This is a genomic window from Streptomyces atriruber (assembly GCF_001418325.1).
Classification (GTDB): domain Bacteria; phylum Actinomycetota; class Actinomycetes; order Streptomycetales; family Streptomycetaceae; genus Streptomyces; species Streptomyces atriruber.
Genome location: NZ_LIPN01000023.1, coordinates 17,228 through 43,412, shown reverse-complemented (window position 1 = coordinate 43,412; position 26,185 = coordinate 17,228). Strand labels below are relative to the sequence as shown.

Annotated in this window: 24 protein-coding genes, 1 pseudogene and 1 riboswitch; of the genes and pseudogenes, 13 read left to right on the top strand and 12 right to left on the bottom strand. The window is 72.3% G+C overall.

Annotation, left to right across the window (positions count from 1 at the left end):
• Positions 1-8: 8 nt before the first annotated feature.
• Positions 9-878 (bottom strand): alpha/beta fold hydrolase, encoded by an 870-nt coding sequence (locus AOK03_RS02160; RefSeq protein WP_055563400.1) that lies wholly within the window; start codon positions 876-878, stop codon positions 9-11.
• A gap of 13 nt (positions 879-891) precedes the next feature.
• Entirely contained in the window at positions 892-1,833 is a 942-nt protein-coding gene (locus AOK03_RS02155; protein WP_055563384.1) for a helix-turn-helix domain-containing protein, read from the bottom strand.
• Positions 1,834-2,012: 179 nt separating this feature from the next.
• On the opposite strand from AOK03_RS02155, the gene AOK03_RS02150 reads away from it, so the two are divergent.
• The 3 genes from AOK03_RS02150 to AOK03_RS02140 all read left to right on the top strand — a co-directional run bounded on the left by AOK03_RS02150 (position 2,013) and on the right by AOK03_RS02140 (position 5,417).
• Positions 2,013-2,927: an MBL fold metallo-hydrolase gene (locus AOK03_RS02150; protein WP_055563399.1), complete on the top strand. Its 915-nt coding sequence runs from the start codon at positions 2,013-2,015 to the stop codon at positions 2,925-2,927.
• A 22-nt stretch (positions 2,928-2,949) separates the two neighbouring features.
• Positions 2,950-4,443 carry a carboxylesterase/lipase family protein gene (locus AOK03_RS02145; protein WP_055563383.1) on the top strand — a complete coding sequence of 498 codons (1,494 nt, stop codon included), beginning with the start codon at positions 2,950-2,952 and terminating at the stop codon, positions 4,441-4,443.
• Between the two features lie 137 nt (positions 4,444-4,580).
• On the top strand, positions 4,581-5,417 hold the full coding sequence (locus AOK03_RS02140; RefSeq protein WP_107097897.1) for a SigB/SigF/SigG family RNA polymerase sigma factor: 837 nt from the start codon (positions 4,581-4,583) through the stop codon (positions 5,415-5,417).
• Positions 5,418-5,445: 28 nt separating this feature from the next.
• Here AOK03_RS02140 and AOK03_RS02135 read toward each other — a convergent pair whose 3' ends face one another.
• Positions 5,446-5,817: a hypothetical protein gene (locus AOK03_RS02135; RefSeq protein WP_055563382.1), complete on the bottom strand. Its 372-nt coding sequence runs from the start codon at positions 5,815-5,817 to the stop codon at positions 5,446-5,448.
• Positions 5,814-6,476, bottom strand: coding sequence for a TetR/AcrR family transcriptional regulator (locus AOK03_RS02130; protein ID WP_055563381.1), 663 nt, complete (start codon positions 6,474-6,476; stop codon positions 5,814-5,816). Before AOK03_RS02130 ends, AOK03_RS02135 begins: the two co-directional genes overlap by 4 nt.
• Before the next feature lie 166 nt (positions 6,477-6,642).
• Positions 6,643-6,789, top strand: a riboswitch (cobalamin riboswitch).
• A 15-nt stretch (positions 6,790-6,804) separates the two neighbouring features.
• On the opposite strand from AOK03_RS02130, the pseudogene nrdD reads away from it, so the two are divergent.
• From nrdD to AOK03_RS02110, 4 genes and pseudogenes are all read left to right on the top strand, one after another.
• Positions 6,805-7,206: pseudogene (gene nrdD, locus AOK03_RS43360) on the top strand (anaerobic ribonucleoside-triphosphate reductase); the annotation flags it as partial.
• A gap of 167 nt (positions 7,207-7,373) precedes the next feature.
• Positions 7,374-9,020: a metallophosphoesterase gene (locus AOK03_RS02120; RefSeq protein WP_055563379.1), complete on the top strand. Its 1,647-nt coding sequence runs from the start codon at positions 7,374-7,376 to the stop codon at positions 9,018-9,020.
• A gap of 98 nt (positions 9,021-9,118) precedes the next feature.
• Positions 9,119-9,694, top strand: a complete 576-nt coding sequence (locus AOK03_RS02115; protein ID WP_244177456.1) for an AAA family ATPase — start codon at positions 9,119-9,121, stop codon at positions 9,692-9,694.
• Positions 9,695-9,728: 34 nt separating this feature from the next.
• Positions 9,729-10,223, top strand: a complete 495-nt coding sequence (locus tag AOK03_RS02110) for a hypothetical protein (RefSeq protein WP_157868837.1) — start codon at positions 9,729-9,731, stop codon at positions 10,221-10,223.
• Between the two features lie 108 nt (positions 10,224-10,331).
• On the opposite strand, the gene AOK03_RS02105 is transcribed toward AOK03_RS02110, so the two are convergent.
• Positions 10,332-10,736: a rodlin gene (locus AOK03_RS02105; protein WP_055563377.1), complete on the bottom strand. Its 405-nt coding sequence runs from the start codon at positions 10,734-10,736 to the stop codon at positions 10,332-10,334.
• A gap of 79 nt (positions 10,737-10,815) precedes the next feature.
• Positions 10,816-13,110: an FUSC family protein gene (locus AOK03_RS02100; RefSeq protein WP_055563376.1), complete on the bottom strand. Its 2,295-nt coding sequence runs from the start codon at positions 13,108-13,110 to the stop codon at positions 10,816-10,818.
• Between the two features lie 195 nt (positions 13,111-13,305).
• On the opposite strand from AOK03_RS02100, the gene AOK03_RS02095 reads away from it, so the two are divergent.
• The gene (locus AOK03_RS02095; RefSeq protein ID WP_055563375.1) at positions 13,306-13,776 is read left to right on the top strand and encodes a peroxiredoxin; all 471 of its coding nucleotides are present in this window, start codon (positions 13,306-13,308) and stop codon (positions 13,774-13,776) included.
• 9 nt (positions 13,777-13,785) lie between these two features.
• On the opposite strand, the gene AOK03_RS02090 is transcribed toward AOK03_RS02095, so the two are convergent.
• Positions 13,786-14,526: an SDR family oxidoreductase gene (locus tag AOK03_RS02090; RefSeq protein WP_055563374.1), complete on the bottom strand. Its 741-nt coding sequence runs from the start codon at positions 14,524-14,526 to the stop codon at positions 13,786-13,788.
• Between the two features lie 126 nt (positions 14,527-14,652).
• On the opposite strand from AOK03_RS02090, the gene AOK03_RS02085 reads away from it, so the two are divergent.
• From AOK03_RS02085 to AOK03_RS02070, 4 genes are all read left to right on the top strand, one after another.
• The gene (locus AOK03_RS02085; RefSeq protein WP_055563373.1) at positions 14,653-15,162 is read left to right on the top strand and encodes an RrF2 family transcriptional regulator; all 510 of its coding nucleotides are present in this window, start codon (positions 14,653-14,655) and stop codon (positions 15,160-15,162) included.
• A gap of 172 nt (positions 15,163-15,334) precedes the next feature.
• Entirely contained in the window at positions 15,335-16,234 is a 900-nt protein-coding gene (locus AOK03_RS02080; RefSeq protein WP_055563372.1) for an SMP-30/gluconolactonase/LRE family protein, read from the top strand.
• A 74-nt stretch (positions 16,235-16,308) separates the two neighbouring features.
• Positions 16,309-16,872, top strand: coding sequence for a PadR family transcriptional regulator (locus tag AOK03_RS02075; protein ID WP_055563371.1), 564 nt, complete (start codon positions 16,309-16,311; stop codon positions 16,870-16,872).
• Between the two features lie 52 nt (positions 16,873-16,924).
• Positions 16,925-18,649: an acyl-CoA dehydrogenase family protein gene (locus AOK03_RS02070; protein WP_055563370.1), complete on the top strand. Its 1,725-nt coding sequence runs from the start codon at positions 16,925-16,927 to the stop codon at positions 18,647-18,649.
• A 3-nt stretch (positions 18,650-18,652) separates the two neighbouring features.
• On the opposite strand, the gene AOK03_RS43355 is transcribed toward AOK03_RS02070, so the two are convergent.
• Positions 18,653-19,567 (bottom strand): hypothetical protein, encoded by a 915-nt coding sequence (locus AOK03_RS43355; protein ID WP_107097894.1) that lies wholly within the window; start codon positions 19,565-19,567, stop codon positions 18,653-18,655.
• Positions 19,568-19,950: 383 nt separating this feature from the next.
• Here AOK03_RS43355 and AOK03_RS02060 point away from each other — a divergent pair, with 383 nt between their 5' ends.
• Positions 19,951-20,874 carry an SDR family NAD(P)-dependent oxidoreductase gene (locus AOK03_RS02060; RefSeq protein ID WP_055563369.1) on the top strand — a complete coding sequence of 308 codons (924 nt, stop codon included), beginning with the start codon at positions 19,951-19,953 and terminating at the stop codon, positions 20,872-20,874.
• Here AOK03_RS02060 and amaB read toward each other — a convergent pair.
• From amaB to AOK03_RS02040, 4 genes are all read right to left on the bottom strand, one after another.
• A complete protein-coding gene (gene amaB / locus AOK03_RS02055; protein WP_055563368.1) occupies positions 20,871-22,400 on the bottom strand; it encodes an L-piperidine-6-carboxylate dehydrogenase in 1,530 nt (509 codons plus the stop codon). The two genes, AOK03_RS02060 and amaB, sit on opposite strands and share 4 nt — an antisense overlap.
• Complete coding sequence (hglS, locus tag AOK03_RS02050) at positions 22,397-23,803, bottom strand: 2-oxoadipate dioxygenase/decarboxylase (RefSeq protein ID WP_055563367.1); 1,407 nt, start codon at positions 23,801-23,803, stop codon at positions 22,397-22,399. The genes amaB and hglS overlap by 4 nt, the downstream gene beginning before the upstream one ends.
• Positions 23,804-23,824: 21 nt before the next feature.
• Positions 23,825-25,024 (bottom strand): NAD(P)/FAD-dependent oxidoreductase, encoded by a 1,200-nt coding sequence (locus AOK03_RS02045; protein ID WP_055563366.1) that lies wholly within the window; start codon positions 25,022-25,024, stop codon positions 23,825-23,827.
• Between the two features lie 142 nt (positions 25,025-25,166).
• Positions 25,167-26,120 carry a hypothetical protein gene (locus AOK03_RS02040; protein ID WP_157868836.1) on the bottom strand — a complete coding sequence of 318 codons (954 nt, stop codon included), beginning with the start codon at positions 26,118-26,120 and terminating at the stop codon, positions 25,167-25,169.
• Positions 26,121-26,185 lie beyond the last annotated feature (65 nt).

The following is a 26,185-nucleotide window of genomic DNA, read 5'->3' as shown; positions in this document are numbered from 1 at the left end:
CCGGCCCGTCAGGTGAGGAACGCCCCGGTGGCCGCCGTGAACGCGGCCGGGTCGTCCAGCCAGGGGAAGTGCGCGGCGCCGGGCTGCACCACGAGCTCGACGTCCGGGAACAGCGCGGCCAGCTCGGTCATCGCGGGCGGCGGAGAGTTCAGGTCGGCCTGCCCGGCGAGCACCAGGACCGGCGCCCCGAGCTTCGCGAGTGCCGTGCGCGTGGCCTCCGGGGCATAGGCACCCTCGGCGCCGTAGGCGGCGGCCGCCTCGTCGTTGCGCTGCCCGTCCTCGGCAGCCTGATGGGCCCGTGCCGCCTCGTCCCAGCGGCCGTACGCGAAGGGCGCGATGGCCTGGAAGGACTCGGCCGTCGCCCGGCCGCCCACGATGGCCTCCAGGGCGGCGAAGGCCGTGGGGAACCACGGCTCGTTCCGGCGCAGCAGCGCCGTCTCCCGCCGGACGGACCCGTCGATCGCGATGCCGACGGCCATGACGCTCGGCGTGATCAGTGCCAGCCTGCCGACGCGCTCCGGGTGCCGGGTCGCGTAGAGGACCGCGAGATTGGTGCCGCCGGAGTGCGCGAGCAGATCGAGCACCTCGAGGCCCAGGTGCACGCGCAGGGCCTCCACGTCGTCCACGAGACGGTCGCAGCGGTACGAGGAGCGGTCCTCCGGCACCGCCGAGCGGCCGGTGCCCCGGAGATCCAGCTTGAGCAGCGGCCGCCGCGCGGCGAGCCCTCCCAGGTCACCGAGGTAGGCGGAGTCCTGCATCGGGCCACCGGGCAGACACACGACCGGAGGCACACCGGGGGCGCTCGAGTCGCCCCCTCCTCCGTCCCCGATGAGGTGATAGGCGAGCTCGGTCCCGTCGGGGGCAGTGAAGGTGCGCATGGCCGTGACCTTGTCAGCGGCGCCGGTCCGGAGCAACCGAATTGGGTGCGGGCTCGGCACGGGGCCGTGGCCGCGCCGCGTCGCGGGACAGGTCGGCCCGCGCGGCACCCTCACCGGTGGCCTGGGCGAGCAGGGCGAGGGCGGCCCGCGAGGGTGAGCCCGCCTCCGTGGTGGCGACCACGACGGCCGGGCCTCGCCCGCTGCTCATGCTCTGCTGGACGACGGTCAGCGGCCCGACCAGTGGATGGCGCATCTCGTAGTCGGCGCCGGTACAGGCCTTGACCCGGTGGTCGGCCCACATCGAGGCGAACTTGGTGCTCTTCGCGGACAGCTCACCCAGGAGCGCATGCAGTGCCGCGTCCTCCGGGTACTGGGCCGCCACCACCCGCAGATTGCCGACCACGGCCCTGGCCTTGCCCGGCCAGTCCGCGTACAGGTCACGGACGTGGTCGTCGAGGAACACCAGCCGGGCCATGTTGGGACGCCGCGCCGGAAGGTCGGGGGCGCCGAAGTCCAGATGCCCGGCGAACAGCGCGTGGCCCGTCCGGTTCCACGCCAGCACGTCGGTGCGCCGACTGAGCACGATCGCGGGAACGTCGCCGAGCACGTCCAGGAACTGCCGTGTCGCGTCCGGCACCCGTTCCGGCGCCGGACGCCGGCCCCGGGTGCGCCGCCTGTCCACCTTGGCCACGTCGTGCAGGTACCGCCGCTCGGACTCGTCCAGCCGCAGCGCCCCGGCGATCGCGTCCAGGACCTCGGGCGACGCGCTCGGCGACCGTCCCTGTTCCAGCCGCGTGTAGTAGGAGGTGCTCACTCCCGCCAGCAGCGCCAGCTCCTCGCGCCGGAGCCCCGGCACACGCCGACGCTCCCCGTAGGTGGGTACCCCGATGTCCGCCGGGCGCAGCTGGGAGCGCCGCGTCTGCAGGAAGTCTCCTAGCTGCGTCTTTCCGTCCATGGCTCCGAGTATGGGCCGCCCCGCGGAACCGAGCCTGACCCAACTGTGGATAGGCAAGGCCGGGTCTGGTTCCGCGCCCGCGTCCCCGCTGAAGTCGACGGCACCGAAACCGGTGACCCGCGCTCACTCAGGAGACCGCCTTGACCACTGCCACCACCGGAAACGATCCCGCCGAGGCCCTGGCACAGATCACCCTCGGCGATGTTTCCGTCACCCGGATCTGGGAGTACTTCGGATCCGTCGACATGACCCCCGAAACCTTCTTCCCGGACAGCTCGAAGGACGTCTGGGAAGCCGGGGACGCATGGCTGGACCCGCACTTCCTGAATTCCGGGACCAACATCGTGAACTCCGCGATCCAGACCTGGCTGCTGCGCAGCGAGGGCAGAACGATCCTCGTCGACACCGGCGTGGGCAACCACAAGGAACGCCCCTACGCCCCGGTCTGGAGCCACCTCGACACGGATTTCCTGGCGAATCTCGCCCGGGCCGGCGTCCGGCCCGAGGACGTCGACATCGTGATCAACACGCATCTCCACGTCGACCACGTCGGCTGGAACACCCGCCTGGACGGACGGGAGTGGATCCCCACCTTCCCCAACGCCACTTACCTGATGCCCAAGGACGACTTCGACTTCTGGAACCCCGACAACGGCCATCGGCCGCGCCTCGGCCGCGGCAACCAGAACGTCTTCGAGGACAGCGTGGCCCCCGTCCACCGGGCCGGTCTGGCCCGATTGTGGGCGGACAGCCACCGGATCGACGCGAACCTGCGCCTGGACCCGGCTCCCGGACACACCCCCGGCTCCTCGGTGCTGACCCTCGCCTCCGGCACGGACCGTGCGGTGTTCGTCGGCGACCTGCTGCACAGCCCGGTGCAGATCCTGGAGCCGGACGCCAACAGCTGCTTCTGCGAGAACCCCGCCGAGGCCCGCGCCACCCGCCGCAGGGTGCTGGGCCGGGCCGCCGACGACAACGCCCTCGTGATCCCGGCCCACCTGGGCGGCCACGGCGCCACCGAAGTCGTACGGAACGGAAGCGCGTTCGCCATCAAGGGCTGGGCGCCCTTCTCCCCGTACACCGACCAGCGCTGAACACCGCGGAAAGGCACGAGAAATGAACCACCGCCCCGCACCCGTCGTGGCCACCGAGCAGGGAGCCGTCCGCGGCCTGCGCCAGGACGACGGCACCGCCGCCTTCCTCGACATCCCGTACGCCGCCCCGCCGCGCGGAGCCGACCGGTTCGCCCCGCCCCGGCCGCACGAGCCCTGGCACGGCGTACGGGACGCCACGGCCCCCGGACCCAACGCGCCGCAGTCCGAGCGCAGGCTCGGCGGCATCGACATGGCTCCTTACTTCGGCACCGGCTGGAGCCCAGGCGAGGACTACCTCACCGTCAGCGTCCGGACGCCTGCCGTCGCGCGGGGCGACCTGCCGGTCATGGTGTTCGTGCACGGCGGCGGGTTCGTCGCCGGTTCGACACGGTCCGCGCTGTACGACGGGTCCGCGTTCGCCCGCGACGGCGTCGTCCTCGTCACGCTCAACTACCGGCTCGGCATCGCCGGTTTCCTCGATCTGCCGGGGGCGCCCGCCAACCGCGGTCTGCTCGACGTCGTATGCGCGCTGCGCTGGGTCCGGGAGAACATCGCAGGATTCGGCGGTGACCCGGACAACGTCACGCTCTTCGGGCAGTCGGCCGGGGCCACCATCGTCGGAGGCGTCCTCGCCGCCCCCGAGGCCGCCGGACTGTTCCGCAGGGCGATCGTGCAGAGCGGCAGCGGCCTGGGCGCGTTCACCGCCGAGCAGGCCGCCCGCGTCACCGCCGCGGCCGCCGAGGCCCTGGGCGTCAGACCGCACGCGGACGCCTTCGCGGACATCTCCGACGCACGCCTGGTGGCGGCAGCCGCCGAGCTCACGGGCATCGACCTGCGAACCGCCGCCCACCACGACCCGCTGATCGGCCTCAGCCCCTTCAGCCTGGTCCTGGACACCCAGCCCGCCGAAGCCGTCGCCGCAGGACACGGCGCCGACGTCGACCTGCTCATCGGCACCAACACCGAAGAGGGCCGCCTGTACCTGGTCCCCGTGGGCAAGTACGCCACCTCGACCGCCGAGGACCTGGACGACACGGCGGCGCGCTCGCACCCGAACCCGGCACGGCTCGTCGAGACGTACCGCAGGACACGCCCCGAGGCGTCGTACGGCGAACTGCGCGCCGCCATCATGAGTGATGCGTTGTTCGGCGCGGGCACCCGCGCCCTGGCCGCCGCGCACTCCGCCCACCCCGGGTCCGGGACCTTCGCCTACGAGTTCGCCTGGCGCTCGCAGGCCCTGGACGGCGAACTCGGCGCCACGCACGCGGTCGAGCTGCCCTTCGTCTTCGACCTCACGCACCTCCCGCAGCTGCACGGGCCCGCCGCCCTGCTCGGCCCCGACAGGCCCCCGGCGGATCTCGCGGCCCGCATGCACGCGACCTGGATCCGGTTCGCCACCACGGGCGACCCAGGCTGGGACCCCTACGACACCGAGCACAGGGCCACGATGCGGATCGGCGCGGAGTGGGCGCGGATCGACGACCCGCGCGGCCGGGAACGCCAGGCCTGGAGCTGACCCGCCCCTCGCGGGTCTTCCGAGCCGCCGAAGGCAGGGCCTAAGTCCTCCGGGCGGATGCGGAAGGTCCCGATATACGGCCTCCTCTTTGCGGAACCACTCGCGGGAACGCACGTACCCGGTGAGGAGAGAGCGCCGTGCAAGGGGACATCGTGGGGCTGCCGCGCGTAGCGGAAGCCGATCAGGTCGCACCGAAGGATGCCCGCGAGCTGTCGAAGCTCTTCTTCGACCGGCTCCAGAGCCTTGAGGAGGGCTCGCCGGACTACCTGTACGCACGCAACACCCTGATCGAGATGAACCTCTCCCTGGTGCACTATGTGGCGGGCCGGTTCCGCAACCGCGGCAACGGTCAGCTGGAGGACATCGTCCAGGTGGGGACGGTCGGCCTGATCAAGGCGATCGACCGGTTCGACGTGAACCGTGGCTTCGAGTTCGTGTCGTTCGCCGTGCCCAGCATCCTCGGGGAGATCAAGCGCCACTTCCGTGACACCAGTTGGGCCGTGCACGTGCCGCGCAGGCTCAAGGAACTCCGCGCCGAACTCGTCAGCTCCAGGGAGCGGCTGTTCGCCGTGCTCGGCCGCGAGCCGACCGTCCATGAAATCGCGGACGACCTGGCGGTGACCGAGGAGCAGGTCCTGGAGGTGATCGTGGCCGCCAACGGTTACGCGGCCGGGTCCCTGGACGCGCAGCACGGCGGGAGCGAGGAAGGCACCACGCACCGGAACAACCGCTCGCTCGCCGACGTCGTGGGGGAGCCGGACCCGGCGATCGAGGTCTTCGAGAACGTCCATGCCCTGGCCCCGCTCCTCGCGCGGCTCGACGAACGGGAGCGCCGCATCATCGAGCTGCGCTTCGGCCAGGAGATGACGCAGGCCGACATCGGCGCCGTCATGGGGATCTCACAGATGCACGTGTCCCGGCTGCTGTCCAAGACCCTGGCCCGCCTGCGCAGGGGGCTGCTCGCGCACGAATAGGGCGGGGCCAGGGCTTGGGTGCACCACCTCAGGCAGGGACGAAGACGTCCTCGTTGGCCCCGTCGAGGATGAACCCGTTGTCGAAGCGGACCCGCACGCTCACGCGAGGCGCCCGTTCCTGGAAGGCGGTCCACGCGGGCTGCAGGGAGTCGACCTTCTCCTTGAGCTGTCGCCTGCTCTCCTTGGGCATCTCGTACCCGAAGGTGTCGAGCAGCGACTTGAGCCGCTCGTACTCGCGCACGTCGTCGCTCGCGTCCAGGTGGCCGACCACCTGCTCGACGGTCCCGCCGGTGCCCGCCGCCAGGGAAAGGAACCCGACGACGACCCCCGACACCTCGGCCGAATCGGTCAGCCGGGTGTCCGCCGCCAGCACCACTCGCTGGCCTGCCTTCAGAGTCATCTGCTCCCCATCTCCCTTGAGTCGGTCACGTCCGCCACGTCCGAGCGGTGCAGGAACGCCTCGACGAGGCGGTCGGTGAAAGCCTGGTCGACGGTTTCCGCCGTCACCAGGACACGGTGGTAGACCGGTCCCACGAGTTGGTCGATCTCCGCCGCCATGTCGAGTCCGGCGGCGAGCTGGCCGCGTGCCACCGCGCGCTCCAGCGGGAGGCGGTCGCGTCGGCGCTGTGCGTCGAGGTACCCGGAGCGCAGGGCGGCGGCGAACGCGGGATCGTGCTGGGCGTGCCCGATGAGGGCCTTGAAGACGGCGCCCGCGTCGGACCGGGTGAGGAACAGGGCCAGTTGGCGCAGGTGGGCGCGGAGGTCCGGGGCCAGGTCGCCGTGGTCCGGCGGGGTCAGGGCCTCGGCCGCGTCCTGGAGGAAGGCGTCCAGGAGGACGTCGGTCTTGGTCTTCCACCAGCGGTAGACGGTCTGCTTGGCGACGCCCGCACGGGCGGCGATGCCCTCGATGGTGACGCCGGTGAAGCCCTTCTCGACCAAGAGGTCGTCGGCCGCCTCCAGCACTGCCTGCCGGGCCTGTTCGCTGCGGCCGTGCCTGTTGCCGTGGTGGCGTGCCGCCGGTTCCGGCCCGGCCGTGGCGGCCGTACTTCCTCGTCCCATGTATGCCTCCCGGGGCCAGCGTAGGCCAGAACTTCTAGGCGCTACGCAACGGTGCCCCTAGCCGTGACTCCACGGCGTGGCCCCAGGGTTTCGGGCCCAAAGTCCTTGGCTCAAGGTCGAACGGCACCCGAGACGTTGTGTCCGGCATGTCGCTCATGACACCAGATGCAGCGTTCCGGCTGTCGGTTCGGCGGACGCTCACGAGCGGTCGCCGAGGCAACTGGGAACCCGGTGCGATTCCGGGGCTGCCCCGCAACGGTGAGCGGCCGCACAGCGGCCCGAGCCCGATACCTGCCGACGGCCCCCGCGCACCTCGGCGAACCAGGGCTATTCGCTGGGCGGCCTCATCCTCGACACCGCCGGGAAGGTCGTCGCCAACTACTGGCTCGACCAGGTGTATCCCGAGGCGGTGGGCCGCGCGCACCGGGACGGCGACCTGCACATCCACGACCTGGAGTGGCGGGAGGTGACCGAGGGCGGGCTCGTCGACTGGGTGGGTTTCGACGTCAAGGCGGCGCCGGACACGTACGACCGTGTCACCGGCGTCCGGAACAGCGCCGCTCCCGCCTTGCGCAGCCTCCGTCTCCTGCGGGAGTCAGGAGTCGCGCACCAGCTGCGGACGACCGTCGGTCCCGGGCTCCTCGACCGGGACGGCGTCGCGGAGCCGGGGGAGTGGCTGGCCGGGCAGGGGCTGTCGGGGCACGTCTGGCAGCGGGCACGGCCCGTCTGACGGCGGACGACGTCATCGCACCCGCCGCAGGGACAGCGGTTCACTGGTGAGTCACCGAACGGCAACTGGTCTGGCCTCGTTACCTCACCAATGACATCTAGCGTCACGGGAGTTCATGCCGGGCGGCACACACACAGGCCCGGCCAGAGGCAAGGATCCGGTTCCTCGTGAGACGTACCCCCTTCGTGATCACCGCGGCGTCCCTGGCGCTGCTGCTCCCGGCCGCCGCTCATGCGACCGTCCCCACGGCCGGGGCGCCGGCCCGCCCCGCAGCGGCCGCTCCCGCACACGCCACCCCTGCACCCCCGACCTTCAGCAGCGCCGGCGGCCGCTACGAACGCCCCGTCTCCCTGACGCTGCGGGCCGCACGCGGCACCACGATCCGCTACACCCTGGACGGCACCACGCCCACGCGCGCGGACCGCGCCTTCGTGCCGGGCCGTCCGCTGCGCCTCACGAAGGACACCAACGTCACCGCCGTCGCGTTCCGCGGCGGTCGGGCGAGCGTTCCGATATCGGCCGGGTATCTCGTCAAGAGCCGGGAGAAGCCCCTCGCGCGGCTCGTCGTCATGTCCGACGTGCACATCGGGGACCACGAGAAGAACGACAAGAAGTACGAGAGCTTCTTCGACACCATCGGGTCGGTCTTCCCCGAGCCCGACGCGATCCTCTCCAACGGCGACATGATCAACGACAACGGCGACGGCCGCGGCGGTGACCACCGCATCGTCTCCGAGATCTTCCGGGCCAACCTCGAGCGCAAGGGCATGGACGAAACCCAGGTCCTGCTCTCCAACGGCAATCACGACGCGAGCCTCGCCGACATCCGCGCCCACTACCCCCGCGCCTGGTTCCCCGACTCGGGCGGCGGCTACTACGAGTCGAACGTGCGGGGCCTGCACCTGTTCACCGTGAACACGGAGACGTACCAGTCGGACCCCGCCCAGCGTGCCTGGCTCAAGAAGCGGCTCGCCGAGCTCACCGCGGACCCGGCGAACGCCCGCACGCCCATCCTCGTGCAGGGCCACCGCCCCGCCCCCGGCACCGCGATGGACGGCCAGCAGGCCTCGAACCCCCAGCTCACCAAGGACCTCGGCGCCCACCCGCAGGTGATCTACTTCTCCGGCCACTCCCACCTGAACATCAACGACGAGCGCTCCGTCCACCAGCGGGACTTCACCGCCGTCAACGACGGCTCGATGTCGTACGTCGAGATGGACCACGGCTATCAGGCGATCACGGAGACGGGCCTCGCGGACCGCTTCGAGGCGCCGACCGCCCAGGCCCTCTTCGTCGAGGTGTACCGCGACCGCACGGAGATCGCGCGCGTCAACATGGCCGCCGACCGGCACGACATCTACACCGGAGGCAAGTGGTCGGCCGACTGGCAGCCCCCGTACGCCAGCGCGGGCACGCTCAGCGGACCGGCATGGACCGTACGCCTCAAGGGGAACAGCCCGCAGCAGATCAAGGACGCCTTCACCTACACCGACGCCCGACGCAACACGACCGCGCCCCGGTTCACGTCCCGCCACCCGCTCGCCCTCACCGGAGGCGGCCGGGCCCTGCGCGTCCGGCAGGCGCGCGACGACCAGATGGTGCACCACTACCGCGTCGACGTCGAGAACACGGCGACCGGCACGAAGCCGCTCTCCTCGAAGGTCCTGTCCGAGTACTACTTCATGCCGCGCCCCAACTCCCTGGACATCCCGCTGCCCGCCACGAAGAAGGGCGCACGCTACGTGGCCAGGGTGCGTGCGGTGGACGCGCAGGGGAACGCCTCGCGGGAGACGACGCTCAGGTTCGCGGGCTGATCGCACGGGTCGCGCGTGGTGCCGGTGACGGGAAAACCGGATGCGCCGTGAGTCCGACTCTCCGGACAATGTCCGCCGGACAGCCGAAGGAGAGCGACGTGAAGAGTGTGGGTCCCGGGACGGAGACGCCGGGCTGCGTGATCATCACCGGTGTACCGGCGGCCGGCAAGTCGACGGCCGCGCAGCTCGTCGCCGAGCGGTACCCACGCGCGGCCCGCATCGACGGCGACGTCCTCTCGTACATGGTCGTCAGCGGCAGGGCGGGCCCCGTGAGCAGCCCCGGACCGGAGGCGGACCGGCAGGCGCGGCTCTGCGCCCGCAACGTCTGCGCCCTCGCGGGCAACTTCGCGGACGAGGGGTTCGTCCCGGTCATCGACACCGTCGTCGCCGACCGGGCCGCGCTGGACTTCATGCTGGCCGAGCTGCGGCCGCGGCCGGTCCTCTTCGTGGTCCTGGCGCCGCCGCTCGACGTGTGCCACCGACGTGACGCCGAGCGCGCGCCGCGGCAGCGCGTCGGCATCGACTGCGGTCCGCTGCGGCGCGCCATGCTGGACGAACTGGGCGACGCGGGGTGGTGGTTGGACAACGCGGAGCTGACACCCGACGAGACCGCCGACGCGATCGTCCGGCGCCTGGGCGCGCCGAGTCCCGCGCCCCGGGGTGTGGGGTCCTGACGAGCTCCGCGCGTTGATCGTTACCATCTACCAGATGGGCGTAAACAAGCATGAATCGGGCGTTCGGGCGGGAGTGTCCGATGAGCAGGTGGCCGAGGCCAAGGCGAGGGCGGCGCGACTGCTGCTGGCGTTCCGGCACGGGAATCAACTCGCGTACGACACCCTGGTCGCGGAGTTCGGGGCCGACGAGCCGACCACCGATCTGATCTCGGCGCTGTGCTGGATCGCCAACGAAGGCGTCCGCAAGGCGTATCTGCCCGAGGCGGGGGACCAGGTGCTGCGGCACTTGGCGCGCCGGGCCGAATTCGGCGACCGGTCCGTGCTCACGGAGGAGGGGGCGGGGCCGGACGCGGGAGCGCTGCTGGAGGCCGTCGCGGCACAGGACGTGACGGCCGTCCAGGAGGTCGTGCGCAGCACGCCGGACACCACGTTCCTGCTCGGCAAGTTCGTGCTGGCCTTCGCGATGGTGCTGCCGGACGTCCCGGAGCCGGTCCTGCGTGACGTGGTCGAGGAGTTGCGCGGGGAGTGAGGCGGAAGGAGCGGCCCGGATTCCGCGCCCAGGATGCTGCGGACAACGCGATGCGGGCCGGGTGGGACCCGGCCCGCATCGCGCGGTGACTCAGCCGACTCGGGCGAGTCAGTGGTTGTTCACGCCGTTGCCGGACAGGGCCGGGATGTCGCTGACGAGGTGCGACAGCGGCTCGTCGCCCTTGGCCTGCGTGGAGTTCTCGACGCACTGCTGGTTCTGCGGCGCCGAGAGGACCGGGATGTCCTGGACCGCGATCGGCACGACCCCGACCAGGGAGCCCACGTTCGCCTTCACGGGAATGCCGGCGCAGAGCTTGTTCAGCGAGCCGTCGACGAGACGCGCCTGCGGGCTGAGGTCCCCGTGGGTGGAGCTGTTGCCGAACGCCTGGTCGGCGCCGTTGCCGCTGAGCGAGGTGGTGCCGGTGTCGTCGCCGATGGCGGCGGCCGATCCCGCGCTGCCGGCCAGTGCGGCGGCGGCGAGGCTCAGGGCGAGGGGGAGATTACGGGTACGCATGTCACTCCAGTACGGAACGTCAGTTGCCAGAAAGGGCAGGGCCCAGTACATCCGGCAATGCCCGGAATCCGAAACTTATTCACCCATTGGCGGAGTGTCGGCGTTGCGAGGCTGACGCGGCGCCGCCCTCCTCGGGCGCCGCGAGCGGCACTCCGAGGGGCCGGGCCAGGCCGACGATGCCCTCGTCGAGCCGCTGCAGGTGCCGCAGCACGCGGAACGCCACCGAGCCGGTCCGCAGCACTTCGTGGCGGCCGCTGTCCAGCATCGAGGCGATGCTGGCCCCGGACTCGATGACCCCGTCGGTCTCCTCGTCGCGCACCTGCGCCGCGATCAGGTCGATGTTGTGCGTGATCCGCCGCCCGGCGAGCGCGAGGCGCGCGTCGGCCGCGACGCTCTTGCTGGAGGGCACCAACTCGGCCGTCGCCGCCAGCGAACGGGCGTGGTACGCGCAGGTCTCCAGGAGCGCCACGATGTAGCGGGCCGTCTGCCTGCGGGCCCGCAGCGGGGCGATCGGATGGGTCAACGGCTTCGTGGAGCTGCGCAGGTCGTCGAGCGCGGTGTCCAAGTCGCGGGCCAGGTCCACGAGGTCGACCGCGGGCCCGCCGCTCAGCTGGGACACCGCCGCCGACACGACGTCCCGCAGCCGTGCGAGGACCGTGCCGAGTTCCTCGTCGGTCCGGTGGGACGTCCGTACCGGCAGCACCAGGACCGCCGCGATGATCCCGCAGGCCGCGCCGAGCGCCGTCTCCTCGATCCGCAGGACGAGGACGTCGAGGCTGTACGTGTTGAGCAGGGTGTAGAGCAGGCCCAGCATCGCCGTCACGAAGAACGACATCATCGCGTACGAGAGGGGCGCGGTGAAGAACATGCCGAAGACGCAGAGCACGACGAGGGCGAACGCGGCCCAGGTGTGGTTGCCGACGGCACCGGCCAGCGCCACACCGGCCACCACGCCGAGCACCGTGCCGAGCAGCCGACGGTAGCCCTTGACCATGATCTCGCCCGTGGACGCGGTGTTGAGGAACACCACCCAGCAGGTCAGCACCGCCCAGTACCACCGCTGCGTGGACAGGAACTCGCCGCCGACGATGGCCAGCGCCGAGCCGACCGACACCTGCACGGCCGCCCGGGTGGTGGGCCGCCGCAGCCCGGTCTGCTCCTCCTCCGCCTCCGCGGCCTCACCGGAGATCGAGATCTCCTCCGCCTCGAACTCCTCACGGGACCGCATGGCTTCCGGGCTGTCGTACTCCTCGTCCCGCGCCCCGTCGACCGCCAGCCGCAGGCCCAGAATGGCGCGCGCCGCCTCACCGATCGCACGGAAGCAGTCCTGCACCGCCGGGGAACCCTGCGGCAGACCCTGCTCCTCGCGGTAGCCGAGCAGCCTGTTGCGCACGTACGGGAGCGCCGTGCCGCGATCGTCGGGTACCAGGCGCACCACCAGCAGGTGCAGGGCCCGCAGGTCCCTGCGCAGGGCGGTGCCCGCGTCCGGCCCGATCCGGCCGCGCCGCGAGAGCGCGACGGGGGCGCTGGGCAGGTGCAGGGTGAGCGTCTCCACGCGCTCCGCGCTGCGGGCGTTGAGGAGCAGGACACCGAGGCGCTCCGCGGCGATCTCCGCGTCGGCCACCCTGCGCTGCAGCAGCGCCGCCGCTGCCGCGTCGCGGGTGCCCTCCTCCAGGCGGCCCTGGATCATCAGCGCGGCCTCGTGCAGCCGGGCGGTGCTGCGCCGCAGGTCGTCGAGGATCTTCTCCGGGCCCTCGGCGGATCCGGTGTCCGCTTCGAGGAGTTCGATCTGGTGGGCGATGAGCTGGGCGAGCCGGGCCCGGAACGCCTCGCGCAGCCGCGCCAGGGTGCGCTCCGGGGTCTCCGGCACCACGGCGAACCGCACGACCGCGCTGCACGCGAAGGCGACGGTCAGCGTCAGACAGAGGCCGGGCAGCGAGGATGCGGACGCGCTGACGAAGAGCGAGACGAAGTAGACCTGGAAGCCGATGAGTCCGAGTGCGGTGCCCCGGTCGCCGAACCGGCGGCAGTAGACGGCCCCGAAGATGAGGAGGATGAAGAAGACGTCCCCGCCCACCACGCGGGAGTTGAGCAGCGCCCCCAGTGATATGGCCGCAAGGGCGACCGGCAGGCCGAGCGCCAGGGTGATCGCCTGCCCCCGCACCTCCTTCTCCTGGATCGCGAACGTGGCGACCATCGCCGTCATCGCGCCCGCGACGAGGTGGGTCACCGACGTGCCGAGCGGTGCGAGCACGGCGAGCGCGAGAAGGATCGCCCCGACCGTGCGCAGTCCCGCCATGAGTCGCAGGAGCCCGGGGTCGGACGCCGAGAAACGGTCCCAGATGCCCTTCGCTGTCCGTCGTACCGCTGCCATCGTGATGCCCGTACTCCCCGTCGCTCTCTCGGTGCCTCTCGGCGTGCCCCAGCATCGCACGAGGTCGTTTCGGGAGGTCAAGGCCGGTGGGGAGGGCTGGCGACGGGGAGTTGCCGACCGTCGAGTAGGGTTTCGCTCCCGCACTCGAGGAGGCACCGTGTCGCCGATGGACCGCACGTCGCACAGGAGCCGGGCATGACGGCGCGCGTGGCGGTGGGTGACACCGTCGAGGACTTCACGCTGCCGGACGAGACCGGCACCGAGCGCACGCTCTCCGAACTCCTCCGGGACGGCCCCGTGGTGCTGTTCTTCTACCCGGCGGCCCTGACACCCGGCTGCACGGCCGAGGCCTGCCACTTCCGTGACCTCGCCGCCGAGTTCGGCGCCGCGGGGGCGCGGCCCGTGGGGATCAGCGGCGACGCGGTCGACAAGCAACGGGAGTTCACCGAGCGGCACACCCTCGGGTTCCCCCTGCTCGCGGATCCCGAGGGCCTGGTGCGCGGCCGGTTCGGCGTGACGCGCGGCTTCTCGCTGGCGCCCACGAAGCGCGTCACGTTCGTCATCGGCGAGGACCGCACCGTCGCCGAGGTGGTCCGCAGCGAGTTCCGCATGAGCGCACACGCCGACCGCGCGCTGGCGGCCGTCCGCCGCCTGGCGACGGGCTGAGAGCCTGAGTCACCGCGAGGCGTCGAGCCAGTCCTTGTAGTGGGTGGGCGCGAGACGCGCGTCCGGCCCGCCGATGAGGACGTCGCCCTCGACGGCGGCGAACATGCCCGCCTTCTCGTCGGTCACGACGCTGCGCCCGTCCTGCCGGGCCGACAGCGTGAACCGACCCAGCTCGTCCAGGCGGAAGACTTCCGGCCCCGCGACGTCCAGCGTGCCGTTCAGTGGCGCGCCGGTGGCGACGTCGGCGAGCGCCGCGACCACGTCGGCCGTCGCCATGGGCCGGATGCGCGTGGCGGGCAGCCGGACGGTGCTGTCGTCGGACGTCCACGACATGACCGCGTCCATGAACTCGAAGAACTGCGTGGCGCGCACGATCGAGTACGGGGTGGGGCCCTGGCGCAGCAGCTCCTCCTGGAGCGTCTTCGCGCGGTAGTAGTCCAGCTGCGGCACCTGGTCGACGCCGACGATGGAGAGGATGACCTGGTGCCGCACGCCCGCGCGCTCGCCGGCGGCCAGCAGATGCCCCGAGGTCGTCCTGAAGAACTCCGGTGAGGCTTCGTCGAACGTGGGGGAGTTCGTCACGTTGACGACCGTGTCCGCGCCGTCGAGCGCCTCGTCGAGCCCCGCGCCGGTGAGCAGGTCGACGCCGGTCGACAGGGACGAGGCGACCACCTCGTGGCCCGCCTCGCGGAGCCTGGCGACGAGCTGCGAACCGATCAGCCCGGTGCCGCCGATGACCGTGATCTTCATGATCGAGCCCTTCCGTCCCGCCGAGTGCCGCTGCCGTGGGCCTGGTGCCGCGGGTGCGCAAACTCGGATACCTGATGTCCGAGATAATACTCGGATAGTCTGTGTCCGAGTCAATCGGGAGGGTGCATGAAACTGTCCGGCGGCGTCGAGTGGGCGCTCCACTGCTGTGTGGTGCTGACCGCGGCCACCGAGCCGGTCCCCGCCGCCCGGCTGGCCGAGTTGCACGACGTCTCACCCAGCTACCTGGCGAAACAGATGCAGGCCCTCTCCCGGGCGGGACTCGTGAAGTCCGTCCAGGGCAAGACGGGCGGGTACGTCCTGACCAGGACCGCCACCGACATCACGGTCCTCGACGTCGTGCAGGCGGTCGACGGGGCGAGCCCGGCCTTCACCTGTACGGAGATCCGGCAGCGCGGCCCGTTCGGAACCCCTCCCGAGGACTGCGCGAAGCCGTGCCCCATCTCCCGCGCGATGGCGGCCGCCGACGCCGCGTGGCGCGCGTCGCTGCGGGGTGTCGCCATCGCCGACCTGGTCGGGTCGGTGCGGCAGGACAGCGGGCCCGATGCGCTGCCCCGCATCGGCGCGTGGCTCAACTCGGCGAAGGGCGCCGACGGCACGAGCGGCGCCCACGGCTGAGGGGCGAGGGGTTACGCGCGGGGCCCGTGAGGCTGATACTTCGCCGGGAGACCGACCCGACGAAGAGGGGGAACCGATGCGGTCGAGGTCGAGAGGGCGGCGCCGGGCGGCATTACGCGGGCAGAGGCGCGGCAGCGTACCGACAGCGGTCCCGGCGCTGGTCGTGTCGGCCATGGCGCTGGCCGCGGGCCTGCTCGCGCCCGCCCCCGCGCGGGCGGCACCGGCCTGTGCCGCCCCCGAAACGGCGCCACCGGCCCGGGTGGCGCGGATCCCGGACTGGGTCGAGTCGATCGCCGTCGACGCGCGGGGCCGGATGTTCGCCACCGCGTATTTCACGGGCCGCGTCTACCGCATCGACGCACCGGGCCGCGCCCCCGTACCCCTCACCGGAAACGTGGGCGCCAACGGCGGGATCGTCGTCCGCGAGGACGGCCGTCTCCTCGTCGGCACCGGCAACGACCTCGCGCACTCGCTCACCGGCGACCTCCTGCCGACATCGGAACTCCTGCTCGTGGATCCGGAGTCCGGCAAGGTCAGTACGTACGCCACCGGGCTCGGCGGCATCGACGGCGTCGCCCTCGCGCCCGACGGAACCGTGTACACCACGACCCTGGGCGGCAGGAACATCGGCCGCGTCACTCCGGACGGCCGGGTCGACCCCGCCTGGGCGAAGGTGCCGCAGCCCAACGGGGTCGCCGTCTCGCCGGACGGCCAGCACGTCTACGTCATCCAGACGACCGTCGCCCCAGGGCTGTACCGGATCCCGGTCGACGATCCGGCGCACCCGCGGCGATGGATCTCCGCCGCCGCGTCCGACGCCCTCTCCCTCCCCGACGGAATCACCCTCGACGGCGCGGGACGGCCGCTGATCGCCACCCATGCCGCCGGGCAGATCTGGCGGGTCGAGGACGGCCGTCTGTGCGCCGTGGAGTCGGGCCTGCACCTCTCCACTCAGGTCACCTACGGGCGCGGCGACCGGGGGTTCTCGGCGGGCAAGCTCTACCGGGCGGGTGTCGACGGGAGGATCCAGGAGATCCCCGCGGGGGCGGAGCCGTCGGCGTCGGACCACTGATCATGCAGGTGAGCCGTGTCTCACCTGGCCGGTGCCGCTTGTCTATGCAACGAGTTGCATAGAAGGATTCGGGCATGGCGCTCGAGCACGCGATCCTCGTCTCCCTGCTGGAAAAGCCGGGCTCCGGCTACGAACTGGCCCGGCGGTTCGACCGGTCCATCGGCTACTTCTGGGCCGCCACCCACCAGCAGATCTACCGCGTCCTCAAGCGCATGGAGGGCGACGGCTGGATCGACGTCCGCGAGGTGGTGCAGCAGGACCGGCCGGACAAGAAGGAGTACTCCGTCGCGTCCCTCGGCCGGGCCGCGCTCTCGCGGTGGCTGCACGAGCCGATCGAACCCGAGAGCGTCCGGCACGAGCTCGCCGTGAAGATCCGCGGCGCCGCCTTCGACGACCCGGCCGCCCTGATCCACGAGGTGGACCGGCACCGCCAGGCGCACGCCGACCGCCTCGCGCACTACCTCGCGGGCGAGCGGCGCGACTTCACCGGGCCCGACGCCCCGGCCCGCGAAGCACTGGACGCCGGACAGGAGCTCCAGCACGTCGTGCTGCGCGGCGGCATCGCGTACGAGCGGATGACGCTCGCCTGGCTCGACGACGTGCTCGCCACCCTCCACCGCCTCGCCCCCGAGCGCTGACCACGCACTTCTTCCCTCTGCCCAACCCTCCGAGCCGGAAAGGCGAACCGCCATGGCCGACCCGCTGCTGTTCAACCCGAACACCTACGACCCGACCCACTTCGACCCCGAGACCCGCAGGCTGCTGCGCGCGACCGTCGACTGGTTCGAGGCGCGCGGCAAGCGCAAGCTGATCGAGGACTACCGCACCCGCGCCTGGCTCGCGGACTTCCTGGAGTTCTCCGCCGAGGAGGGGCTGTTCGCGACCTTCCTCACCCCGGCCCCGGCCGCGGGGGAGGGGCAGGCCGACAAGCGCTGGGACACCGCCCGCATCGCCGCCCTCAACGAGATCTTCGGCTTCTACGGCCTCGACTACTGGTACGCGTGGCAGGTCACCATCCTCGGCCTCGGCCCGGTCTGGCAGAGCGACAACGCCGCCGCCCGCACGCGCGCCGCCGAACTCCTCTCCCAGGGCGAGGTGTTCGCCTTCGGTCTGTCCGAGAAGACCCACGGCGCCGACATCTACTCCACCGACATGCTCCTGGAGCCCACCGGCGACGGCGGCTTCCGGGCCACCGGCTCCAAGTACTACATCGGCAACGGCAACGCGGCCGGGCTCGTCTCCGTATTCGGCCGCCGCACCGACGTCGAGGGCCCCGACGGCTACGTCTTCTTCGCCGCCGACAGCCGCCACCAGGCGTACCACCTGGTCAAGAACGTCGTCGACTCGTCGAAGTACGTGAGCGAGTTCCGCCTGGAGAACTACCCGGTCGGTCCCGACGACGTGCTGCACACCGGCCGCGCCGCCTTCGACGCCGCCCTCAACACCGTCAACGTCGGCAAGTTCAACCTCTGCACCGCCTCCATCGGCATCTGCGAGCACGCGATGTACGAGGCCGTCACCCACGCCACGGGCCGCATCCTCTACGGGCGCCCGGTCACCGCCTTCCCGCACGTGCGCCGCGAGCTGACCGACGCCTACGTGCGCCTCGTCGGCATGAAGCTGTTCAGCGACCGGGCCGTGGACTACTTCCGCTCGGCGGGTCCCGACGACCGCCGCTACCTTCTCTTCAACCCCATGACGAAGATGAAGGTGACCACCGAGGGCGAGAAGGTCATCGACCTGATGTGGGACGTCATCGCGGCCAAGGGCTTCGAGAAGGACAACTACTTCGCACAGGCGGCCGTCGAGATCCGCGGTCTGCCCAAGCTGGAGGGCACGGTCCACGTCAACCTCGCGCTGATCCTCAAGTTCATGGGCAACCACCTCCTGAACCCGGCCGAGTACGCGCCCGTGCCGACCCGTCTCGACGCGGCCGACGACTCCTTCCTCTTCCAGCAGGGCCCCGCCCGCGGCCTCGGCGCCATCCGCTTCCACGACTGGCGCACCGCCTTCGACGCGTACGCCGAGGTGCCCAACGTCGGCCGCTTCCGCGAACAGGCCGACGCGCTCTGCGAGTTCGTCACCACGGCCGCCCCTGACGAGAAGCAGAGCCGCGACCTCGACCTGCTCCTCGCCGTGGGACAGCTCTTCGCGCTGGTCGTGCACGGCCAGCTGATCCTGGAGCAGGCGCGCCTGACCGGCCTGGAGCAGGATGTGCTCGACGAGCTCTTCGCCGTCCTCGTACGCGACTTCTCCGCGCACGCCGTCGAGCTGCACGGCAAGGACTCCGCCACCGCGGACCAGCAGGCCTGGGCCCTGGGGGCGGTCCGGCGTCCGGTCGTCGACGACGCCCGCTCGGCGCGCGTCTGGGAGCGCGTCGAGGCTCTGGCGGGGACGTACGAGATGGCGCCGTAACCCTCACCCTCCACTCGGTGTGATCCCGTGCATGCCCTTGTAGGGGACCGGCCGGCCGGTGTGCGCGTCCAGCAGGACGCGGTCGCCGACCGGCCGGTCCAGTGCCACCGTCACCTGCTGCATCTTCGCCTGATCGGTGCACAGGCCGCCCTCCTGCCGGTCCTTGACGGCGGCGGCCAGCACGACGCTGCCGGTCGTTTCGCGCGCGTCCACGACGGCTCCGTCGTCGCAGGCGCCATGGAGGGCGATCACGGTCACCGACCGTCCGTCCGCGGCAGTTCGCACGAGCCGGTCGAGCGGCAGGCCGGGGATGCCCTGGGCCCGGCCGATCGGGGGCCGAGGGGGTTTCGAGGGGAGCACCGCGGCCTGTCTGAGGGGCGAGGCATAGCCATCCAGGGTGAAGAGCCAGGCCGGGACCGTCGCCGGTCCGCGGCTGGTGGCCAGCCGCATCTCACCCAGCTCCACCCCGGTCACCGTGAGCTGCGGTTTCCCCGCGCCCCGGGAGCGGGCCAGGCTCCCGTACGACTCGTCCGCGCCGACCAGCGGCCGTTTCAGCGTCTTCCCTCCGTGCCACGCCACGCGGCCGTCCCCGGGACCGGCACCTGGCAACTCGCCTCGCAGGACGAAGCGACCGTCCTCGAACGCCTGCTCGTCGGCCCGACCGCGCAGCCCGCCCCGCGGCAGCTGCACCGCCTCCCCGGTGGGGTGGTAGCCGGTGCGCCACGCGGCGGCCGAGGCGGAACCGTCCCAGGCCTCGGCGACCTGCCGGGCACGGCCCGCGAGTGCGTCGTCCGTGCCGTCGGCGGGCGCCGCCTCCTCCTTGCCGCAACCGGACGCGGCCGCCACGAGGACGCCGGACAAGGCGACCCCTGCGAGCAGGCGGAAGGGACGGGCGGGGCGTGACGCCCTGACGAGCATGTGACCTCCCGGACGAAGCTGTCGCGACCGCTTGTGGGGCGACTGCTCCTGAGACGCCGAGGGGGCGCGAGACGTTCAGAGCCTGTGTCATGACCCCGGCCGGCTGGTCGCCGCCCGGCACGCACGCTCGCCGCATTGCCGAAACGCCCTCGTAGCGGAGATACGAGGGCATTCCGGCGCCTTGCGATCGCACGCACCAGACGACGCCCACTGATCCGGCCGGGGTCATGACACAGGCTCTCCCGTGTCGGCGGGATGTCGGTCGTCCGGCGCGCCTGCCGCCGATCTGTCGGCGATGTGTCGGTGGCCGTTGACACCGTGGGCGTCGAGCTGCCCGGCCGCCCGCCGCAGCCGTCCGTTCGAGCAAGGGAGCCCCCGCCGCCATGTCGTCCGCATCCTCCACCCCGTCCTGGGACGTCCACCGGCTCCCGCGTGCCGACGGCAGCGTCTTCCTGGTCACCGGCGGCAACGCCGGCATCGGGTACTTCGTCGCGGAGCAGCTGTCGGCCACCGGAGCGACCGTCGTCCTCGGCAGCCGGAGCCCGGCGAAGGCCGAGGCCGCCATGAGGTCGATCCGCGCACGGGTCTCCGGCGCGCGGGTGCGGGCCGTACGGATGGACCTCGCCGACCTCTCGTCGCTGCGGTCAGCCGTGGAATCCCTGGGGGTGGCCCGACTCGACGCGGTGGTGCACAACGCGGGCGTCGCGCTCGACGATCCGCCGCGCCAGGAGACCGCGGACGGCCACGAGATCATGTTCGGCACGAACCACCTCGGGCACTTCGCGCTGACCCGGTGGCTGATGCCGCTGCTCTCGGCGGCGCCGGCGGCCCGCGTCGTGACCATGGGCAGCTTCGCCGCCAAGTCCGAGCGGCTCGACCTGGACGACCTGCAGTCCCAGAAGGAGTACCGGCCCAAGCGCAGCTACGGACGCTCCAAGCTGGCCCAGATGTACTTCGGCGTGGAACTCGACCGCCGCCTGCGGGCCGCCGACAGCACCGTGGCGAGCGTGGTGGCCCATCCCGGCGGCGCCCTGGACTCCCTCACCCCTTCGAGGCCGCCGGTCCATGTGCGGACGACCGGCGCACGGCTGGGCGCGGCCCCTGCGGCCCTCCTCCTCCAGGGCAAGGACGCCGGGGCGTGGCCCGCGGTCCGGGCGGTGCTCGATCCGGCCGTGCGGGGCGGCCAGTTGTGGGGCCCGCGCGTCTTCGGCCTCCGGGGCGAGCCCCGGAACGAACCCGTGTGGGACCACCTCGCCGACCCCTTTGTGGCGGCGCGGTTGTGGGACGCGAGCTGTGAACTGACTTAGAGGAAGCTCACGTTCTGGGCGAGGGAGAGGCGGCTCGAGTAGTTGATCGTGTTCGTGGCCGACCGCATGTAGGCGCGCCACGCGTCGGAGCCCGACTCGCGGCCGCCGCCGGTCTCCTTCTCACCGCCGAACGCGCCGCCGATCTCCGCCCCGGACGTCCCGATGTTCACGTTGGCGATGCCGCAGTCGGAGCCCTCCGCGGACAGGAACCGCTCGGCCTCCTGCTGGTCGCGGGTGAAGATGCTCGACGAGAGCCCCTGCGGCACGTCGTTGTGCAGGGCGATCGCCTCGTCGAACGAGTCGTACGTCATCACGTACAGGAGCGGCGCGAACGTCTCCTCGCGGACCACGTCGGTCTGCCGGGCGACGCGGACCACCGCCGGTTCCACATAGGCGGCGTGCGGCGCGGACGGGGCCGGGCGGCGGGCGCCGCCCGCGAGCACCTCGCCGCCCTCGCCGCGCACCCGGTCCAGCGCGTCGCGCATGCCATCGAGCGCCCGGGCGGAGATCAGCGGCCCGACCAGCGTCGCCGGGTCGAAGGGATCTCCGACGGGGAGCTTCTGGTACGCGGCGGTGAGACGCCCGACGAGCGTGTCCGCGATGTCGTGGTGCACGATCAGGCGCCGCAGCATCGTGCAGCGCTGCCCCGCCGTGCCGACCGCCGCGAACACGATGCCCTGCACGGCGAGGTCCAGGTCGGCGGAGGGCGCGACGACCGCCGCGTTGTTGCCGCCGAGTTCGAGCAGGGAGCGGCCGAAGCGGGCGGCGACGCGCGGGCCGACCTCGCGGCCCATGCGGGTCGATCCGGTGGCGCTGACCAGCGCGACCCGGGGATCGTCGACCAGCCGCTCGCCGACCGCGTGGTCGCCGAGCAGCAGTCGGTGGACGTCGCGGGGCGCGCCCACGTCGTCGGCGGCCCGGGTGAGCAGCCGGTCGCAGGCCAGGGAGATCAGCGGGGTCAGTTCGGAGGGCTTCCACACCACGGTGTCGCCGCAGGCCAGGGCGACGGCGGTGTTCCACGACCACACGGCCGCCGGGAAGTTGAACGCGGAGATGACACCGACGACACCGAGCGGATGCCACGTCTCCGCCAGGCGGTGCCCAGGACGCTCGGAGGCGATGGTGCGTCCGTAGAGCTGACGTGACAGGCCTACGGCGAAGTCGCAGATGTCGACCATCTCCTGCACCTCGCCGAGCGCCTCGGTGCGGATCTTGCCCGCCTCGATGGTGATCAGGTCCGCCAGGTCCTCCTTGTGGTCGCGCAGCAGCTCACCGAGGCGCCGGACCAGTTCGCCCCGGCGCGGGGCGGGGGTGGCGCGCCACTCCAGGAAGGCCGCAAAGGCCGCGGCGAGCGCCGCCTCGGTCCCGGCCGGGCCCGTCGCGGCCAGGCCGAAGAGATCCTCGCCGGTGACGGGGGTGCGGGCCCGTAGACCGTTTCCCTCGGGGACGGTGACGCCGACGCGGTCGAGTGCGGCGCGGGCGCGGGTGCGCAGTTCGTCGGTGGCGGGCAGGGCGATGCCGGTCATGACGCTCCCTTGGGCAGTGGCGCGCGGGTGGGACGCAGGGCGCGGGGAAGCAGGGCGAGGGAGCGGTCCCGCTGCCGCTCGTACGGCACGAACGGGTCGAGGACGTCCCGGCCCATGGCTTCGGAGAGCGTGCCGGAGTCGTACGCACTACCTTCCCGGGCGCTGTTCCTGGACCCCGTGTCGCTGAGGTTGGACTGGAAGATGCCGGCGGCCGACCGGGGCAGGAAGTCCTCGTACACGATCGGCTCGGCCCGCAGCCAGCCCCCGTCCAGGAGCCCGCCGAGGCCGGAGGGCGGGTGGCCGCCGTCCGCCGGCCGGTCGGGGACGGCGTGGTAGGTGAAGAACCCGAGCCCCCGCGCGGCCAGTTCGTGTTCGGTCGGGGGCAGGTGCTCGGCCCACACGGCACGGGCCACGGCGTCCCGCTCGGCGGCCGGGCGGGACGCCGCCCGCTCGTCGACGAGGCCGAGGAGCCGGTCGTACAGGACGCGCCCTTCGCGGGTCAGGGCGATGCCACGGGCCTCGACCTCGCCGAACCGCACCCGCAGCGCCCCGCGCCGCACGCTGCCGTCCGCCGCCCGCAGCGCACGCGGCTCGGCGAGCGCGCGGAAGGACGTCTGGCGCAGCAGCACGTCAGGCCCCGCCCAGCGCGGCGGCCCCTGAACGGTGTCGATCATCTCGATGCCGCGCTCGGTCATGCGCCGGTAGAGCTCGTCGATGTCCAGGACGCGCGGGGTGAGGTGGTTGATGTGGGTGCTGCGGACGCCGCCGATGTCCGCGGCGACGGCGGAGACGCGCTCCAGCGACGCGTACCAGTCCTCGTCGATGGGCTCGGCGGACAACTCGAAGGCCCGCACGGCGAGTTCGAGGAACCGCTCGGCGTCCGCGTCGGACAGCTCCCGGTCCGCCTCGGCCCGGTCGGCCAGCGCGAGCAGCTCCGGTGGGAACAGCTCGCGCCCCGCGAGGAACGCGGTGAGGCGCGAGCGCAGATCGTCGTCGAAGAAACGGGGGTCGGAGACGGTGAGCATGGACGTGAAGACCCGGAAGGGGTTGCGGGCCAGCTCGTCCGCGTCCACCGGCCGGAACGCCGTCGACACGATGGGCAGCGCGCTCGCGGCCGTGTCGCGCAGGTCGTAGAAGCCGACCGGATGCATGCCGAGAGCGCCGAACACGCGCGCGACCTGCCGCAGTTCCTCCGGCGTGCCGACCCGGATGGCGCCGTGCCGTTCGGCGGTGACGCGGCCGATGGACCCGAGACGTTCGGCGTCGGTGCCGCGCTTGCGCAGCACGTCCTCGTTGACCTCGCGGGAGACGTCCACCAGCGTCGTGTACGCGGGGACCTCGCGCCCGTACATCCGCGAGAGCCGCTCGGCGAACGCGGCACGCAGCCGCCACTGCTCGGTCATCGGCCTGTCGTCCTTTCGGCGTCACACGACATGGGCTTCCGGGCGGCTCGCGGCCCCCGCGTGGAAACGTTCCGCGCCGAGCGGCCCGACGTCGACGCGCGGCCGCCGCTCCAGGTACAGGTCGCGCACGATCTCGCCCACCGCGGGGGCCTGGAGGAAGCCGTGGCCGGAGAATCCGGTGGCGTAGAGGAAGTTGACCGGTGCGGCGGACCGGCCGATCAGGGCGTTGTGGTCGGGCGTGATCTCGTACAGGCCCGCCCAGCCGCCCGACGTCTCCATCTCCGCGAGGGCGGGCGCCCGGCGGCGCGCCACTTCGCGGAACAGCTCCAGCCAGCCGGGCGTCCACGTGGTGTCGAAGCCCTCGGCCTGAGCGGGGTCGGCGAGGCCGAGGAGCAGCCCGTCGTCACTGTTGTGGAAGTACGCCGACGACGCGAAGTCGATCGTGAAGGGGATGCGCGGCGCGGCGGGCACCAGCGGTGCTGTGAAGGCGAGTTGGCGGCGCAGCGGCCGCACCGGAAGCTCGACCCCGGCCATGGCGCCGATCCGCGCCGACCAGGCCCCGGCGGCGCAGACGACCGTCGAGCAGGACACCGGACCCCTGTCGGTGTGGACGGCCGTCACGCGGTCGCCGGTCACGTCCATGCCGGTGACCGCGGTGCGGGTCGCGAACACGGTGCCGGTCCGCGCCGCGGCACGCGCGTACCCGCGGACGACGAGCGCGGGCCGTGCGTGCCCGTCGGCGGGGGAGTGGGCGGCCGCCACCAGGCCGTCGGTGCTGAGGTAGGGGCAGAGCGCCCGCGCCTGCGGCGGTCCGATCATGCGGCTGGGCACGCCGAGGGCGTTCTGCGTCCGCACCGCGGCCTCGAAGTCGGCCGCCTGCACCGGGTCGGTCAGCAGAAAGAGGTAGCCGACGGTGTCGAGGCCGATGTCCGCGCCGGGCCGCCGCGGGAAGTCCCGGAAGGCGCGCAGACTGCGGTGGCCCAGCTCGATGTTGAGCGGATCGGAGAACTGCGCCCGCACACCGCCGATCGGCTTTCCCGAACTGCCGCCTGCCAGCTCGCCGCGTTCGACGACGACGATGTCGCGCACGCCCGCTTCGGCGAGGTGGAACGCGATGCTCGCGCCCATCACCCCGCCCCCGACGATCACGACGTCCGCGGTGGACGGTACGGCACGGCGGGCGGACAGGGACGACGTCGACCGGGACGCTGAGGAGGCCAAGAGGCCGCTCCCTTCCAGGCATCGGCCTGGGCTGTCATGGCGTGACGGGGAACGCGGAACAGCTGTCTGCCCGCCATGGTGCAGCACGCCGCCCGGCGGCGTCCATGAGGCGTGTGCGTGGGGCCGGGGGGATTTCGGACGCCTACTGCGCCACCGGTTCGCGCGAGTCCCGCCGCGCCGAGCGGCTCGCCGCCCGCCGCCACACCGCGAACCCGGCCATGGCGACCAGCAGATACACGGGTACGAGGAGCTCCACGTCCGGCGACGACAGGTGCCCGGACCAGCCCGCGCCGCGCTCGTCGCCCTCGAACACGACCCGGTTGACGGTCAGAAAGGCCAGATGCGCTCCGATGCCGGCGCACAGCGGGGCGTGTCGCACCGCGGTGCGGGCGTTGACGAGCATCAGGCCGAACACGGTCAGCAGGATCAGATAGTCGACGGGATTCTGTCCGCCCGGCGCGAGGCCGACCGGCCCGGCATCCGCGCCGACGAGGGGCGCGACCCCGGCCTCCACCACCGTCGACAGGCCCGGCACCACCAGGAACACGGCCGTCGTGCCGAGCGCGGAGACCACGCCGCCGAACCGGCCGCGCAGCGCGGTCCACGTGTGTCCGCGCAGCGTCGTCTCCTCGGGCAGCGCCTCCAGCAGCAGCGCGACCACGCCGTTCGTCACCAGGAACCCGGCCAGCTCGGGCAGATCGGGGCGCGACCAGCTCAGCAGCCCGGCGGCGGTCCCCACGCCCAGTACGAGTGCCGCGGCACCGGCCGTCATCCCCGCGCCGACGAGCAGGGCCCGCAGGCTCGCCCCGGGGCCACCGAAGCCGATGTCCCGCGGGGAGTGGCCGCGGCGGCGCAGCGCGAACACGACGAGCGGCACCGCCACCGCGCTGACCAGCGAGGCCGGGACGAGCCTGGCCAGGAATCCGGTGAACCCGAGGGCGTCGGCGAGCACCGGACCGACTGCTGTGCCCGCGCCGAGCGCCACGGCCATGACGAGACCGCCGCCCAGTGCGCGTCCCAGGACTCCGACGAGCGAAGGGGCGGGCGGGCAGGGCCGATCGCCGGTCGTGCGTCTCGTTTGGATACCGGTCGCCACTGTCTCTCCTCGATACCGGTCGCCACCGCTCGATGTCGCCGCGGCAAGGGGTACTCACCATCCTC

What these genes read in the sequence shown, in the direction of transcription:
- AOK03_RS02160 (WP_055563400.1), bottom strand. Translation starts at nt 878, where the DNA reads ATGCGCACCTTCACTGCCCCCGACGGGACCGAGCTCGCCTATCACCTC.
- AOK03_RS02155 (WP_055563384.1), bottom strand. Translation starts at nt 1,833, where the DNA reads ATGGACGGAAAGACGCAGCTAGGAGACTTCCTGCAGACGCGGCGCTCC.
- AOK03_RS02145 (WP_055563383.1), top strand. Translation starts at nt 2,950, where the DNA reads ATGAACCACCGCCCCGCACCCGTCGTGGCCACCGAGCAGGGAGCCGTC.
- AOK03_RS02135 (WP_055563382.1), bottom strand. Translation starts at nt 5,817, where the DNA reads ATGACTCTGAAGGCAGGCCAGCGAGTGGTGCTGGCGGCGGACACCCGG.
- AOK03_RS02130 (WP_055563381.1), bottom strand. Translation starts at nt 6,476, where the DNA reads ATGGGACGAGGAAGTACGGCCGCCACGGCCGGGCCGGAACCGGCGGCA.
- AOK03_RS02110 (WP_157868837.1), top strand. Translation starts at nt 9,729, where the DNA reads ATGGGCGTAAACAAGCATGAATCGGGCGTTCGGGCGGGAGTGTCCGAT.
- AOK03_RS02105 (WP_055563377.1), bottom strand. Translation starts at nt 10,736, where the DNA reads ATGCGTACCCGTAATCTCCCCCTCGCCCTGAGCCTCGCCGCCGCCGCA.
- AOK03_RS02100 (WP_055563376.1), bottom strand. Translation starts at nt 13,110, where the DNA reads ATGGCAGCGGTACGACGGACAGCGAAGGGCATCTGGGACCGTTTCTCG.
- AOK03_RS02095 (WP_055563375.1), top strand. Translation starts at nt 13,306, where the DNA reads ATGACGGCGCGCGTGGCGGTGGGTGACACCGTCGAGGACTTCACGCTG.
- AOK03_RS02090 (WP_055563374.1), bottom strand. Translation starts at nt 14,526, where the DNA reads ATGAAGATCACGGTCATCGGCGGCACCGGGCTGATCGGTTCGCAGCTC.
- AOK03_RS02085 (WP_055563373.1), top strand. Translation starts at nt 14,653, where the DNA reads ATGAAACTGTCCGGCGGCGTCGAGTGGGCGCTCCACTGCTGTGTGGTG.
- AOK03_RS02080 (WP_055563372.1), top strand. Translation starts at nt 15,335, where the DNA reads ATGGCGCTGGCCGCGGGCCTGCTCGCGCCCGCCCCCGCGCGGGCGGCA.
- AOK03_RS02075 (WP_055563371.1), top strand. Translation starts at nt 16,309, where the DNA reads ATGGCGCTCGAGCACGCGATCCTCGTCTCCCTGCTGGAAAAGCCGGGC.
- AOK03_RS02070 (WP_055563370.1), top strand. Translation starts at nt 16,925, where the DNA reads ATGGCCGACCCGCTGCTGTTCAACCCGAACACCTACGACCCGACCCAC.
- AOK03_RS43355 (WP_107097894.1), bottom strand. Translation starts at nt 19,567, where the DNA reads ATGCTCGTCAGGGCGTCACGCCCCGCCCGTCCCTTCCGCCTGCTCGCA.
- AOK03_RS02060 (WP_055563369.1), top strand. Translation starts at nt 19,951, where the DNA reads ATGTCGTCCGCATCCTCCACCCCGTCCTGGGACGTCCACCGGCTCCCG.
- amaB (WP_055563368.1), bottom strand. Translation starts at nt 22,400, where the DNA reads ATGACCGGCATCGCCCTGCCCGCCACCGACGAACTGCGCACCCGCGCC.
- hglS (WP_055563367.1), bottom strand. Translation starts at nt 23,803, where the DNA reads ATGACCGAGCAGTGGCGGCTGCGTGCCGCGTTCGCCGAGCGGCTCTCG.